Below are 14,671 nucleotides of genomic sequence, written 5' to 3' on the forward strand. Positions count from 1 at the left end.
AGTACAAGCGTACGACAAGGCGAAGCAACGACGTATCGAGGGTTGTGTTAGCGGCCCTAAAAGCCACTCGCTCAACGCAACGAGTTCATTCCGACTTCGGGTCACCGATGCCAATGAGCAATTCTGCGGCGCTCCCACTTGCCCATGCGCAAATGCAAATGAAAGTTACGAGCGCGCCAATGCAGATCAAGAACCCGATTGCGATGACGAAAAGAATGATTGCCGTTTCCATAGATAGCCATGCTAGCCCAATCCGCACCGAGAACACCGCATCGTGGGTCTCGACACACACGCCGGTGGTGCAGGCCCCCAGGTGGTGCGCCCTTCCGCGTCTGATACGCCGAAGTCCAATTGAACAAACCAAAAATAACCTAATCGGGCCACCGAAGTGCACCGTATTTTCCGGACGCGTGCTGGAGTCACTTTTTCTTTTGTCGGTACTTTTCAAAATCACACTCGCCAAATCATCTGTTTATGCGGCATTCAACAGGAAATGTTAGTCCCTCTGGGCCATCCGCCAGCCTCCTTCCTGCGGGTTAACGCCAATCCGCCGCACGCATTTATCGTCGCATCGGACGATGGAAGCCGTCTCCACGCATTTGCAAAATACCGGATACAAGACCGGCCGCCAGGAGCCGAATTCTCACGACATCCAGTGCAGGAGACAATCGCATGCCGCATCCCACTCAATTCCGATTCCGCTTGCTGGCGGCCGCCCTTGCCATCGCCGGTGGCAGCCCATGCGCGATGGCGCAGACGCAGGGTATTTCCGATGGCGAGGTACGCATCGGCGTGCTGACGGATCTCTCCGGTGTCTATTCCGACGCGAGCGGCAAGGGTTCGGTGCTGGCCGCGCAGATGGCCATCGACGATTTCGTTGCGCAGAACAAACCCAGTTTCAAGGTCAAGCTGCTCTCGGCGGACATGCAGCTCAAGCCGGACATCGGCGCATCGATAGCACGCACCTGGTTCGACCGCGAGGGGGTGGACATGATCACCGATCTGCCCTCCTCCGCCGTCACGCTGGCGGTGATGAATCTCGCGGTCGAGAAGAACAAGGTCGTGATTCCCACGGGCCCCGCTTCGCTGCGCATCACCAATGAGGACTGCAACCCGACGACGATTCACTGGGCATACGACGAATACTCGCAAGGCCAGGGCACGGCACGCGCGATCACCGAGGCGGGCAAGAAGACCTGGTATTTCATCGAGGCGGATTACGCGGGCGGCAAGGCGCTGCGCGGCGGCTTCGAAGAAGCCATCAAGAGCGCGGGTGGCCAGGTGCTCGGCGCATCCAAGCATGCGCTGGGAGCCTCTGACTTTTCCTCGCAGATCGTCCAGGCCCAGAGCTCCAAGGCCGAGGTGATAGGCCTGGCGAATGCCGCTGGCGACACAGCCAACGTGATCAAGCAGTCATCCGAATTCGGCGTCACGCCCAAGCAGGTGCTGGCGGCGTCGCTCATCCACATCACCGAGATCCACGGCATCGGGCTGAAAACCGCCAAGGGCCTGTACCTCACCGATGGTTTCTACTGGGATCGCAACGACGCATCGCGCGCATGGGCCCAGCGCTTCTTCGAACAGCGCAAGAAGATGCCGACCATCGTGCAGGTCGGCACCTACTCGGCCGTGCTCCACTACCTGAAGGGCGTGCAGGCCGCAGGCACGGATGAGGCCAAGGCCACCGTGGCCGCCATGAAGAAGATGCCGGTAAACGATGTATTCGCCGAAAATGGACGCATACGCGACGATGGCCGCATGGTGCACGACATGTACCTCTATGAGGTGAAGTCGCCGGAGGAGTCGCGCAAGCCCTGGGACTACTACAAGCTCAAGGCCGTGATCCCGGCCGAAAAGGCGTTTCGCCCCATCGAGCAGAGCACCTGCAGACTGGTGAAGAAATAGGAACGCGTTCACCGCCCAGGCAGCGGATGGCGGGCCGCGCTGCCTTGCGGGCCGCGCTTTCCATTCACCCGGAACGCGCCGGCCAGGGTACCGGGTCCATCACGTAGATTCACGTAGTCTCACGTAGACTCGGGCCTTCGCTGCCTCACACAGGACAGGCTTGGCAGTGCGCCAGAGCCTCCCACGATCCGTGCCATTTACGCGACTCACCACCAAGCTCACTCCGCCAGCCACCACGCCCTATGAAGTGGCCCGCCTCGCCACGGGCCTTGAATCCCAGGGCGCGGCGCGGGTGGTGCTGGTGCGCGCCCCCGCGGGCTTCGGTAAAAGCACCGCGATGACGCAGAGCTACCGCGCCATGGAGGCCCGGGGGCGCTCCGTGGCATGGCTTACGCTCGACTCGCTGGACAACGACATGTCGCGCTTCGTCCACTATCTGGGCGAGATGATGATGCATGTCGGCATCGTGAATTCCCAACCCTTCAGTCCAATGGAGGCGGTCGATGCCATCGCCGCGCACGACAGCGCCTTCACCTTGTTCATGGACGAACTGGATACGCTGCGCGATGCCGGCGTGCTGGGACTGCTGCGTGAAATCATCGACCGCCTGCCGCGTGGCGGGCAGATGGTGCTGGGCAGCCGCAGTTGGCCCGATCTGGGATTCGGCCGTCTGCGCGCACGCGGCCAGTTGGTGGAAATCGGACCGCCGCAATTGCGCTTCTCACTCGACGAAACACGCAGTTTCCTGCACAACCGCGACGCCCTCCTGCCCGAGCATGCGCTGCTCGTGCTGCACAACCGCTGCGAAGGATGGGCCACCGGGCTCTGGCTGGCGTCGCTGGCGCTGCAGCGCCGCCCCGATACCGTGGCCTTCGCGCAGGAATTCTCCGGCTCTGACCAGGCGCTGGCCGACTATCTGGCAGAGGACGTTCTCCACGGCGAGACGCCCGAAGTGCGTGAATTCCTGCTTCGCACCAGCGTGCTCAAACAGCTCACCGCGGGCATCTGCGGCGCTCTATGCCCGAACGTGGACTGCGCGGCGATGCTCGAGCATCTCGCCACGCATGGCGTGTTCCTCACGCGCATCGGCGATACGCCGCCCACGTGGCGCTATCACAGCCTCTTCGCCTCCTTTCTTCGCGCGCGGCTGGAGCAGCGCACGGATATCGACCATCGCCAGTTGCAGCTCGCCGCGTCGTACGCCTACGAGGCCGAAGGGCGGCCAGTCCCCGCGATCGACCATGCCGTGCTCGCGCAGGACAGCCCGCGCGCCATACGGCTGCTGTCCGCCAACGCCGATGCCTTCCTGGAGCAGGGCCGGCTGCGGCTGCTGGACCGCTGGTGCCAGGCCATCGGTCCCGAAGCGCTCGCAGACGACGCGCGGCTGACGCACCTTGCGCTCTGGGCCACCTGCTTCACGCGCGGCCCGGTCGACACACTGGCGCAAATGGGCTGCAGCGATGCGCTGCCCGGTCCAGGCGGCCCGCATGGCGGGGCCGGCTATCTCGCACTGCGCGCCATGCTGCTCGCGCTGCAGGATCGCTACGCCGATGCCTATGCGGCGGGCCAGCTTGCACTCAGGGCGATCCCCTCGGACCTGCCGTTTGCCGACAGCGCGCTGCTGAACCTGATGGCCAACATCACCTCGGTCCTGGGCATCACGGCGGAATCACGCAAGCTGCTGGACATGGCGCGCTCGCGTTTCGGCGGCAGCTCTTTCAACCGGATGTATGCCGAGTCGCTGGAAGGCATTCTCGACCTCTTCGAGGGCCGCATGCGCCAGGCCACCGCGCGCTTTCGCATCGCCGTGGAATCCACGCACCAGGCCACCTTCAACCAGGCGCATGGCAATGCCTGGGCCGGCGTGCTCTATGCCTACGCGATGTACGAGGCCAACCGTCTGGACAAGGCGGATCATCTGCTGAACATCTATCTGCCGATGGCACGCGACGTAGGCCTGCCGGACCACATGATCCTGAGCCACGCGCTGCGCACGCGGCTGGCCTTTGCCGCGGGTGATGTGGACAGTACGCTGCATACCATCGCCGAGCTGGAGCACCTGGGCCATCTGCGAAACCTGCCGCGCGTGATCTCCGCGGCCCACCTGGAGCGCGCGCATGTCTTCATGCAGCAGGGCAACGCGCGCGCGGCCCGCGACGAACTCGACCGCGCCTGCGGCGTTCCACAGAAAGAAGGCGCGCAGGAATACCGGCTGCTCGCGCAGGATATCGAATACCCGGAGCTCGCCGACCTGCGCTGGCGGACCTGTTTTGGCGACGCGCCCACCGCCGCATCCGACGCCGCCGCGATGGCCACGGCCGCCGAACGCGCGGGCCGCCACCGCAGGGCGCTCAAGCTGCGGCTGCTGCAGGCGATTGCCTTGCACCGCGCGGGACGGACGGTGAACGCGCTTGCGTTGCTGGAGCAGGTGCTGCAGGCTGCCTGCCGCGAAGGCTTTCTGCGGCTCGTGCTCGACGAGGTTCCCTGGATCAGGCCCTTGCTGTGCAGCCACCTGCTGGCACAGCGCGACGGCGGGCGCCAAGCAGATGATCCCATCTACGCCGAGTTCCTCGGCCAGTTGCGGACCGCATCCAACATCGCCCTGGACGCCGAGCCCGCGCAGGACGCTCCGCTGCCGCCGCAGGAGCCGCTCACGCGCAAGGAACTGCATGTGCTGCAGTTGCTCGCGCAAGGCTACTCCAACAATGCGATCGCCGAGAAGCTCGTGGTGGCGGACACAACGGTGCGCACGCATCTTCGCCACATCAACGCCAAGCTCAATGCCACGAGCCGCACGCAGGCCGTGGCGCTGGCCCGGCGGCTGCGGCTGATTCCCTGAGAACGTGTTTCCGGTCTCGACACCGGCGCGGCGCTCACAGCGCGCGCGCGATCACTTCCTTCATGATCTCGTTGGTACCGCCGTAGATGCGCTGGATGCGCGCATCCATGTACATGCGTCCGATGACATATTCGCTCATGTAGCCGTAGCCGCCAAAGAGCTGCAGGCACTCGTCCACCAGCCTGCCAAGCGCATCGGAAGCCCATAGCTTGGCCATGGAGGCCGTCGCCGCGTCGAGACGCCCATCCAGTTGCGACTGCACGCAGCGGTCGATGAATGCCCGGCCCACCTGGATCTGCGTTGCCAGTTCCGCGAGCTTGAAGCGCGTATTCTGGAATTCCGCCACCGGCTTTCCAAACGCCTGGCGCTCACGCACGTACCGCAGCGTCGCCTCATACGCGCCCTGCATCATCGCCAGCGAGTTCACGGCGATCAGCAGCCGTTCGTACGACAAATCCGACATGAGCTGGGAAAAGCCCCGTCCCGGCTCGCCGCCCAGCAAGTGGGAGGCGGGCACGCGCACGTCGTCGAAAAACAGCTCGGAAGTGTCCTGCGCCTTCATGCCGATCTTGTCCAGGACACGCCCCACCCGGTAGCCCGGCAGGTCCTGTGTCTCCACTGCCACGATGGAGATGCCCCTGGAGCCGGCCGCCGGATCCGTGCGGACCACCGCAAGCACGAGGCCCGCTAGGAATCCGTTGCTGATGAAAGTCTTCGTGCCGTTGAGCACATAGCAGCCGCCATCGAGCGCCGCGCGCATGCGGATGCCCTGAAGGTCGGAACCCGCGCCCGGCTCGGTCATGGCGATCGCGCCAACGATCTCGCCGCGCGCCATGCGCGGCAGCCATCGTTCCTTTTGCTCGTCCGTCCCATGGTTGAGCACGTAATGCGCGACGATGCTGTGCACCGCCACGTTCATGCCGGTGAGCGAGCGGCGGTACAGCTCCTCGCCGATCACCGCCTCATGGCGGAAGTCCCCGCCCGCGCCGCCGAACTCCTCTGGAATATCGGTGCACAGCAGCCCCAGCTCACCCGCCCGGCGCCAGAGAGCGTGGCCCACGTGGCCCTGCCTGCGCGCCTGCTCGTCGCCAGGCTCCATTTCCTGCTCGACGAAGCGGGCCACGGTTTCCCGGAACAGGCCCAGTTCCGCATCTTCCCAGGCTGGCTTGAATTCGATCACGATGGTGTCTCCCACATATCCTCGCGCGCAGCTTTCCAGCGCTCCAGCAGATCCTGCTCATCGGCCGCCTGCGGGCGCCCCGGCACCCGCAGCGCGTGATTGGAAAAACGCGGCGCGGGCGCGGGTTGCGTCAGCCCGTCGGCTCGCACGAAAGTGCCGCGCGCCACATTGTGACGATGCTGCACGGACTCATCCCAATCGAGCACGGGCGCGACGCAGGCATCGGTTCCCTCCAGCAGCGCGCACCACTGCTCCCGGGTGCGTGTGAGGAACAGATCGGCCAGGCGCACCTTCAGCGAAGGCCACCAGCGCGAATCCATCTGCGGATCAAACTCCGGGTTCTCCGCAAGCCCGCACAGGCGCCTGAACTCCGCGTAAAACTGCGGCTCGATCGCGCCCACGGCCAGGAACTTGCCGTCGGCGCAGGCGTATACATCATAGAAATGCGCGCCGCCATCGAGCAGGTTCTCCCCGCGCTCGTTGCTCCAGCGGCCCGAGGCTTTCAGGCCATACATCATCGACGAGAGCAGCGCCGCGCCATCGCTCATGGCGGCATCGACGACCTGGCCCTTGCCGGTGCTCCGCGCTTCATGCAATGCGCTGAGAACGCCCACCGCCAGCAGCATCGCGCCACCGCCGAAATCCCCCACGTAATTGAGCGGCACCGAGGGACGCTGCCCCGCCTGCCCTATGGCGTGCAACGCGCCGCTGATGGCGATGTAGTTGATGTCATGCCCCGCCGCGCGCGCCAGCGGACCGCTCTGGCCCCAGCCGGTCATGCGTCCGTAGACCAGCGCCGGATTGCGAGCAAGGCACACATCCGGTCCGAGGCCGAGCCGTTCCATGACACCAGGGCGAAAACCCTCGATGAGCACATCCGCCCGCCCGATGAACTCCAAGGCCCGCGCGCATCCATCGGCATCGCGCAGGTTCAGCGCCAGCACCTTGCGGCCCCGCGCCAGCACATCATGCGGATCCTGTGCCTTGCCCTCGCGGCCTATGCGCAGCACCTCCGCGCCAAGATCCGCCAGCACCATCGCGCAGAACGGCCCCGGGCCGATTCCCTCCATTTCAACGACCTTCAGCCCGTTCAGCGGCCCACCCATCGCGACTCCTCGTATTTCCAGAATGCAGGAAGTATTGCGGCCCGCGATGCCCGCCGCAATCGTCTTATCCGACGATTGGCAATGCGCATTCCATAGGCCATCATCCAGCCAGACATGACCAGCCAACGCACAGGGAGACAACGAAACCATGAGCACCGCCAGCACCCCGCAAGACTCTTACGCCATGGACATTCCCCTGCTCCTGAAAAACCTGCTGGTGAGCGCCGCGCGGCACCACCGCCACGGAGAAATCGTCTCGGTGATCGGCGGCAGCAAGACCCGGCACACTTACGCGGAATGCGAGCTGCGCGCCCGCAAGCTCGCGCAGGCGCTGCAGGCGCTCGGTATCCAGCCTGGCGATCGCGTTGGAACACTGGCCTGGAACGATCATCGCCATTACGAGCTGTATTTCGGCATCACCGGCATTGCCGCGATCTGCCACACGGTGAATCCCCGCCTCTTTGCCGAGCAGATCGCCTACATCATCAACGACGCGCAGGACGTGGCGATGTTCTACTCGCGGGACTTCGCCGGGCTGGTCGAGCAGCTCAAGCCGCTCACTCCCGGCGTGAAGCACTGGGTGTCAATCGACGACGCGGACGACTCCTCCGTGATCTGCTACGAAAGCCTGCTCGCCGCCCAGGACGGAAAGATGAGCTGGCCCGAGTTCGACGAGCGCAGCGATGCCTTCCTCTGCTACACGTCCGGCACCACCGGCAACCCCAAGGGGGTCGTCTACACGCACCGGGGAACCGTGCTGCATGCCTATGCCGTCGCCCTGCCGGACGCGCACGATGTCTCGGCCCTCTCGGTGCTGATGCCCGTCGTGCCCATGTTCCATGCGAACGCCTGGGAAGCGCCGTTCTCCGCAACGCTCACGGGGGCCAGGCTGGTGCTGCCCGGCTCCAGGCTTGATGGACAGTCGCTCCACCAGCTTATCGAGACGGAGGGAGTGACGCTGTCCATCGGCGTGCCCACCGTGTGGTTCAACGTACTGTCCTACCTGCGTGAAAACCGGTTGCGCTGCGGCACGCTCAAGCGCCTGCTGCTGGGCGGCTCGTCCACCCCGCTGTCGATGATCCAGGCCTATGCCGAGCTGGGCGTGCTGGTCACCCAGGGCTGGGGCATGACCGAGACCGCGGCGATGACGACGTCCTCGCAACCGCTGGCCCAGCATCGCGGCACGCCCATGGAAGAGCTGCAGACGACCATCTACCAGACCGCGGGCCGCGCCGTCGCGGGCGGCGACATCCGCACGGTGGACGAAGACGGACAGGAGATCCCATGGGGCAGCGGCCGGCCCGGCGAACTGCAGGTGCGCGCGCCCTGGGTGATCCAGCGCTACTTCCGCGCCGCGGCTCTCGCCACCACCCCGGACGGCTGGCTGCCCACCGGAGATATCGCGCTCATAGATGCCGACGGCTTCATGCGCCTGACCGACCGAACCAAGGACGTCATCAAGTCCGGCGGTGAATGGATCTCCTCCGTGGATCTGGAAAACCTCGCCATGGCCCTTCCCGGCGTGCAGTACGCCGCCTGCATCGCGGGCCGGCATGGCCGCTGGGGCGAAAGGCCGGTGCTGATCGTGCAGCCGCGCGAAGGAGCCGTGCTGACCGAGGCGCAGGTGCTGCGCTCCTTCGAAGGAAAGATCGCCAAGTGGTGGACCCCGGATGCCGTGGTGTTCATCGACAGGATTCCCATGACGGCCACCGGCAAATTCAACAAGATGGATCTGCGCAACCGCTTTGGCGGATATCTGCTGGACAAGTCCTGACCCATCATTTCAAAAGCAGCCAATATGCAAGACGTATTCATCTACGACCACGTGCGCACGCCGCGCGGCAAGGGCCGCGCCGGCGGCGCGCTGAACGCCATCACGCCGGTGCGGCTTGCGGCGCAAGTCCTGGCAGCGCTGCGCGAGCGCAATCGCATCAACCCCGCCGGAATCGACGAGGTGGGCCTCGGCGTAGTCATGCCCATTGGCGAGCAGGGAGCCGACATTGCCCGCGTGGCCCTGCTCGAAGCGGGCTACGGCGACACGGTCGGCGGCTTTCAGCTCAACCGTTTTTGCACCTCGGGCCTGGACACCGTCAAGCTGGGTTTCGGCCTGATCGCATCCGGGCAGGCGCAGGCCGCCATCGGCGGCGGCGTGGAGTCGATGTCGCGCGTGCCGATCGGCAGCGACGGCGGCGCGGTCTATACGGATCCCTGCGTCGGCATGCGCTACCCCTACATTCCCAACGGCGTCGCCGCCGACCTGATGGCCGCGCTCGATGGCGTGAACCGCGAACAGATCGACGCCTACGCAGTGGAAAGCCAGCGCCGCGCCCATCAGGCGGTGAGTTCGGGACGGTTCGACGCATCGCTCGTGCCGGTGCGCGACCGGCTTGGCGAAGTGGTGCTCTCCCGCGACGAGGCCCATCGTCCCGGCACCACCATGGAGGACCTTGCCAGGCTGCCGCCCGCATTCGAGAAACCCGGCGCCGCAGGCTACGACCAGATCGTGCTGCGCCGCTATCCGCAACTCGAGCGCATCGCGCACATTCACACCGGCGGCAACTCCAGCGGCATCGTGGACGGCGCCTGCGCCGTGCTGCTGGGCAACACCGGGTATGGAGCGCGCAACGGCCTGAAGCGCCGTGCACGGATCCGCGCCGCGGCGAGCTGCGCGGATGAGCCGCTGCTGAGCCTCGGGGGCCCGGTCCCGGTGACGGAAAAGCTGCTGGGGCTGGCCGGCATGGACATCTCCGACATCGACCTCTTCGAAGTGAACGAGGCCTTCGCCGTCGTGCCGATGCGCTACAGCGCGCGCTTCGACATCGACCCGCAAAACATCAACCCCAACGGCGGCGCGATCGCGCTCGGCCACCCCTTGGGCGCCACCGGCGCCATGCTGCTGGGCACCCTGCTCGACGAGCTGGAGCGCCGCGACCTGAACACCGGCCTGGTCACGCTCTGCGCCGCTGCGGGCCAATCCACCGCCATGATCATCGAGCGGGTCTGAAACATCCGGAGCGCCACTTCCCATGTCCACCGAAACCACCCTCACCTTCACCCTGGACAGCGACGGCATCGCGCTCGTCCGGCTCGATGCGCCGACGGCAGACACCCGGCGCGCAGCTCCTCACTCGCTGCAAACAGTGATTGCCACATTGCAGGCGCTTGGCGAAAACGCCCGGATCGCGGGCATCGTGCTGCATGCATGCGGCTGCGATTGGCTCGAAGCCGAAAGCGCGCAGGACTGGCTGGATCTTTGCAGCCTGCGCGATGCCCGGGAGATCTCCGGCCGGCTGCTGCAACGCAGCAAGCAACTGCGCGCGGTGGAGCAGCTCGCCAAACCGGTGGCCATCGTCCTCGAGAACGACTGCCTCGATCTGTGCCTCGAGTTCGCGCTGGCATGCCACTACCGCGTTGCGGCTGGCGGGCGCAAGCTGCGCCTGGGCTTCCCCCTGATCCAGCGCGGCCTGCCGCCCAGCGCCGGCGCGACCCAGCGCCTTCCCCGGATCGCCGGCATTCCCGCCGCGCTTGCGCTGCTGCTGTCCGGCCATACCTGGGATGTGGATACCGCACGCCGTGCCGGCGTCCTGAGCGACGCGCAGCCCACTGCCGACGAGGCCGTCGCCAGCGCACGCCACTGGCTGCTGGGCCACCCGCAGCCACAGGCGCCCTGGGATGCCAAGGGCTACCGCGTTCCCCAAGGCGCGGGCGCCATGGCGGCGCATGCGAGCCGCAGCTTCACCGACAACATCGCCAGTCTGCGCAAAGCCACCCACGATACGCAGCCCGCGCCTCCCGCCATTCTTTCTGCGGTCTATGAAGGAACGCAACTGCCCATCGATGCCGCGCTGCACATCGAGGCGCAGTGCGCCGCCCAGGCGTTGGCCGATCCGGCCAGCGCCAACCAGATCCGCACACTGTGGCTGCATGCGGATCAGGCCCGGCAACTGGTGCGCCAGCCCCAAGGCATCGAGCCGGCCGCGGCAAGAAAGCTGGGCATACTCGGCGCGGGACTGATGGGTGCGGGCATCGCCCAGGTCGCCGCCGCCGCGGGCATCGACGTGGTGCTGATCGACAGCACCGCCGAGCGGGCGCGGGCCGCCCTCGAAAAACTGCGCGGCTCGCTGGAGCGCCAGTTCGCGGGCAAGCAGGGCCGAACGGACAGCATCGTCGCGCGCATCGATGCAAGCGCCGACATGCAACGGCTGCGTGGCTGTGATTTCGTCATCGAGGCGGTTTTCGAGGACCGCTCCGTCAAGGCCGATCTCATGCGGCGCGCAGCACATGCGCTCGGCGACCGCCCGCCGGATTTCGTGTGGGCCAGCAACACGTCGACATTGCCCATTCACGGCCTGGCGGGGTATTGGGAGCTGCCGCAGCAGGTGATCGGCATGCATTTCTTCTCACCCGTTGCGCGCATGCCGCTGCTGGAGATCATTACCGGCCCCGCGACGTCCAGCACCACGCTCGCTCGCGCCATGGACCTGGCGGCCCGCCTGGGCAAGACGCCCATCCTGGTCAACGACAGCCCTGGCTTCTACACCAGCCGCATTTTCTGCGCCTACATCGACGAGGGCATGGCCATGCTTGCCGAAGGCGTGAACCCCGCGCTGATCGAGAACGCCGCTCGCCAGGCAGGCTTCGCCACCTCGCCGCTCGCGGTGACGGACGAAGTCTCGCTCGATCTGCAGGCCCTGGTCATCAACCAGGCAATGCGCGACGGACTGCCTGAAAAATTCCAGCGCCGCGCCGCCAGGGCGGTCGTGGACCGGATGAACCAGCTCGGACGGCTGGGCCGCAAGAGCGGCTGCGGTTTCTATGACTATCCGCCGGATGGAGTCAAGCGGCTGTGGCCCGGACTGGCAAGCGAGTTCCCGCTGCTCGCCCGGCAGCCATCGGTGGATACGGTGCGCACCCGCCTGCTCCATATGCAGGCACTGGAAGCCGCGCGCTGCATCGAGGAATCCGTGCTCACATCGGCCGCCGACGGCGACATCGGATCGATCCTGGGCCTGGGCTTTCCCGCCTGGACCGGCGGCGCCCTCTCCTATATCGACACCGTCGGCTGCGACACGTTCGTGAAACAGTGCGATGCGCTGGCGGAACTCCATGGCGAACGCTGGCGCCCGTCTCCCTGGCTGCGCGAGCGCGCGGACCGGCGGCTCACGTTCCACGGCCGCGGGAGCACGGACACGCCTGCCGCGGCCCGGCACCCGGCATGAGCATCATGTCGATTGCGGCAGGCGCGCATCGTACTCCTCGCCAAAATGCGTGGTGGCGCGCACCGAGCCATCATCGAACTGCAGCGTGCGCTCGGGCCAGCGCAGCGCTGCGAGCTTGAAATCGCGCTCCGGCGGCCTGCCCTGCAGGCGCGCCGTCCAGCGCGCGCCGACGGAATAGTCCACGCAAAACACGTTGCCGTGCCTGCCATGCCAGGCAAACGCGGGGATGTCCCGGAAAAGATCCTGATCACCCTTGCCCAGGGCTGCGCGCCCGGCCGCATGCACGCGCCGCCAGTAATGGCCCACCACAACGGGGATACGGTCTTCGTACTCGTTCCACCAGGCGACGCGTTCGACAAAGCGCCACTTGCCTCCGGCGTAGAACGGGTCGATCCCCTGGCGCTCGACACCCGAGGTCAGCACCTTCAGCGGATTGAGCATCTGCTTGTTGGATTCGTTCTCGGAATGCGCGGCCAGGAACGGCGGCTTGTGCACGCCGTCTTCCAGGTCGTGCGGCCAGAGTTCGCGCTCACGCCGCATGCGCTCTTCAAGCCGCGTCCGCACGGCCTTGCGCTGCGCTTCGCTTTCCCAGTGATCGTATTCACGGCGTACCGAGCCCATGGGCAGTTGCCGCGCCGTGCCGATCTGCGGCTCGCGCCAGGCGGCATGCACCACGCGCAGATCGGCGCGCTCCAGCGCAATCGGCAGGAGCGAAAGCAGCTCGATGATTTCGTCGCGCTGGGCCGCGTCCGGACGCCGGTAAGGCGCATATTTCCGGTCGTCGCGCGCCATGCGCTCATCAAAGAACCAGCCGGAGCCGTCCTTCGCATCCTCGCGCAGCAGGTTGATCTCATGGTTGCCGATCACCGCGACGGCCCGCCCGGCCTCGATCCAGCGGCGCGCCAGCGCCAGCACCGAAGGGCTGTCGGGGCCACGGTCACAGAAGTCGCCGACGAACACCAGCATGCGCCCCTCGGGGTGCGCGCCGTGCTCGTCATATCCAAGATGGCGGATGAGCTGCGACAGGGCCTGGTATTCACCATGGATGTCGCCAACTATGTCCAGAGGCCCGTCGGGCAGGGGTTGAATCAGGCTCATGACCAGGATTCTGTCAGCAAACAGTGCCGCCCGCTTTCACCAGCGGGACCGCCTCATGAGCACTTTCCGCCAGGAATCACATGATGCATGCGCTCAAAAATCCCGATGCGCAGGATTCATGCACTCATGGAGACCGACTGATTCCAGCCCGTTTCCAGCGCCCCGGACATTCCGGCCATATCGTTCGACAACTATGGAAATCGTCTGACTGCAATCCCGCGCGGGAAGATCATCATAGAGATTGACATCGCCGCTCTCTCTAACGATTGATTGCATTGGAGAAACATCATGTTCCAGCGCTTCATGAACCCGACCCTCATCTACACGCGCCGCATTCAGCAAGGCCTTGAAGAGGCGCGCATGGCTGCGCTCGAACACGAAAGCGCCGCGGAGCACCATGCCGCCCTGGCGCATATGTACCGGGAACGCGTGCATCGCCTGCAAATGGAGATGAGCGCGGTAACCAGCGAAGCCGCGCCCCAGGGAGCGAAGGCCGAAGCGATGCCCGGCGGCGATGAGGGAGTGGAGTCCTCCGCAGCGGCGCAAGTGCACCGGATCACGCCGCGCGGCGCCAAGCGGGACGACGGTGCGGCGGGCTCTGGGCTCATGCCGCAGGGAGTCGCCGGCTAGGCCGGCATGCGGCTTGCCGGCCTGGTTGTCAATGCCCGGTCGAATCGGCACGGCGGGTAGTCTCGAACAGGAACCAGGTACGCTGCTCCGTCTCCTCTATCCACTCCTCGATCAGGCTGGCGGTGGCGATGTCGTGTCCTTCGTCGCAGACATCGTGCGCCCCGCGCAGGCGCGCCGCCAGCGCCTTGTTGTCCTCGCATAGTTCCGCCAGCATGTCCTCGGGCTCGACGTACTCGGCGTCGTTGTCCTCGATTTGCTGCAGGCGCGCGATGTGGCCGATCGAGCGCAGGGTGGAGCCGCCCAGCTTGCGCACCCGCTCGGCGATGAGGTCCGTCATCGCAAACAGCTGGACGCTCTGCTCGTCGAGCAACAGATGGTAGTCGCGGAAATGCGGGCCGCTCATGTGCCAATGGAAGTTCTTGGTCTTCAGGTAAAGCGCGAAGACGTCGGCAAGGATGGCGTTCATCGCGCCGGTCACCTCACGCGTGGCCTCCGCGCCCAGATCGGTCGGCGTGGCCAGCGGCGCCCGCCGCCTGCGCTGCGCGGTGGCCTTGCTGTCCAGGGATGGTTTCGCTTTCTTCATGATGCTCTCCTTCAATGATGATGAGGACTGACAGGTTCACGAATTCAGGAAAGGCCGCAGGCCCGCGCGAAGCGACTCGGTTGCGCTGCATATCGTCATCGTCGATGGGCA

General features: G+C 65.8%; 11 protein-coding genes. 7 read left to right on the forward strand and 4 right to left on the reverse strand.

Annotation, left to right across the window (positions count from 1 at the left end):
* The 3 genes from ABWP92_RS12695 to ABWP92_RS12705 form a co-directional block, all read left to right on the forward strand.
* The coding region (locus ABWP92_RS12695; RefSeq protein ID WP_353235751.1) for a hypothetical protein at window positions 1-500 on the forward strand (500 nt) is incomplete at its 5' end.
* Window positions 501-672: 172 nt separating this feature from the next.
* Window positions 673-1,905, forward strand: a complete 1,233-nt coding sequence (locus ABWP92_RS12700; RefSeq protein WP_353235752.1) for an ABC transporter substrate-binding protein — start codon at window positions 673-675, stop codon at window positions 1,903-1,905.
* A 190-nt stretch (window positions 1,906-2,095) separates the two neighbouring features.
* Window positions 2,096-4,744, forward strand: coding sequence for a winged helix-turn-helix domain-containing protein (locus tag ABWP92_RS12705; protein ID WP_353235753.1), 2,649 nt, complete (start codon window positions 2,096-2,098; stop codon window positions 4,742-4,744).
* Between the two features lie 34 nt (window positions 4,745-4,778).
* On the opposite strand, the gene ABWP92_RS12710 is transcribed toward ABWP92_RS12705, so the two are convergent.
* On the reverse strand, window positions 4,779-5,927 hold the full coding sequence (locus ABWP92_RS12710) for an acyl-CoA dehydrogenase family protein (RefSeq protein ID WP_502907526.1): 1,149 nt from the start codon (window positions 5,925-5,927) through the stop codon (window positions 4,779-4,781).
* Complete coding sequence (locus ABWP92_RS12715) at window positions 5,921-7,030, reverse strand: CaiB/BaiF CoA transferase family protein (protein WP_353235754.1); 1,110 nt, start codon at window positions 7,028-7,030, stop codon at window positions 5,921-5,923. The genes ABWP92_RS12710 and ABWP92_RS12715 overlap by 7 nt, the downstream gene beginning before the upstream one ends.
* A 148-nt stretch (window positions 7,031-7,178) precedes the next feature.
* Between ABWP92_RS12715 and ABWP92_RS12720 the strand changes: the two genes are divergently transcribed.
* The 3 genes from ABWP92_RS12720 to ABWP92_RS12730 are packed head-to-tail and all read left to right on the forward strand — an operon-like array spanning window position 7,179 to window position 12,249.
* The gene (locus ABWP92_RS12720; protein ID WP_353235755.1) at window positions 7,179-8,804 is read left to right on the forward strand and encodes a long-chain-fatty-acid--CoA ligase; all 1,626 of its coding nucleotides are present in this window, start codon (window positions 7,179-7,181) and stop codon (window positions 8,802-8,804) included.
* Between the two features lie 24 nt (window positions 8,805-8,828).
* Window positions 8,829-10,034, forward strand: a complete 1,206-nt coding sequence (locus tag ABWP92_RS12725) for an acetyl-CoA C-acetyltransferase (protein ID WP_353235756.1) — start codon at window positions 8,829-8,831, stop codon at window positions 10,032-10,034.
* 22 nt (window positions 10,035-10,056) lie between these two features.
* Window positions 10,057-12,249 carry a 3-hydroxyacyl-CoA dehydrogenase NAD-binding domain-containing protein gene (locus ABWP92_RS12730; protein ID WP_353235757.1) on the forward strand — a complete coding sequence of 731 codons (2,193 nt, stop codon included), beginning with the start codon at window positions 10,057-10,059 and terminating at the stop codon, window positions 12,247-12,249.
* Window positions 12,250-12,252: 3 nt separating this feature from the next.
* On the opposite strand, the gene ABWP92_RS12735 is transcribed toward ABWP92_RS12730, so the two are convergent.
* Window positions 12,253-13,347 carry a metallophosphoesterase gene (locus tag ABWP92_RS12735; protein WP_353235758.1) on the reverse strand — a complete coding sequence of 365 codons (1,095 nt, stop codon included), beginning with the start codon at window positions 13,345-13,347 and terminating at the stop codon, window positions 12,253-12,255.
* Window positions 13,348-13,635: 288 nt separating this feature from the next.
* On the opposite strand from ABWP92_RS12735, the gene ABWP92_RS12740 reads away from it, so the two are divergent.
* Window positions 13,636-13,977 (forward strand): hypothetical protein, encoded by a 342-nt coding sequence (locus tag ABWP92_RS12740; protein WP_353235759.1) that lies wholly within the window; start codon window positions 13,636-13,638, stop codon window positions 13,975-13,977.
* A 28-nt stretch (window positions 13,978-14,005) separates the two neighbouring features.
* Here the strand turns inward: ABWP92_RS12740 and ABWP92_RS12745 are convergent, their stop codons facing one another.
* Window positions 14,006-14,560, reverse strand: a complete 555-nt coding sequence (locus ABWP92_RS12745; RefSeq protein WP_353235760.1) for a Dps family protein — start codon at window positions 14,558-14,560, stop codon at window positions 14,006-14,008.
* Window positions 14,561-14,671 lie beyond the last annotated feature (111 nt).

This window comes from Diaphorobacter ruginosibacter (assembly GCF_040396215.1).
Taxonomy (GTDB): Bacteria; Pseudomonadota; Gammaproteobacteria; order Burkholderiales; family Burkholderiaceae_C; genus Diaphorobacter_A; species Diaphorobacter_A ruginosibacter_A.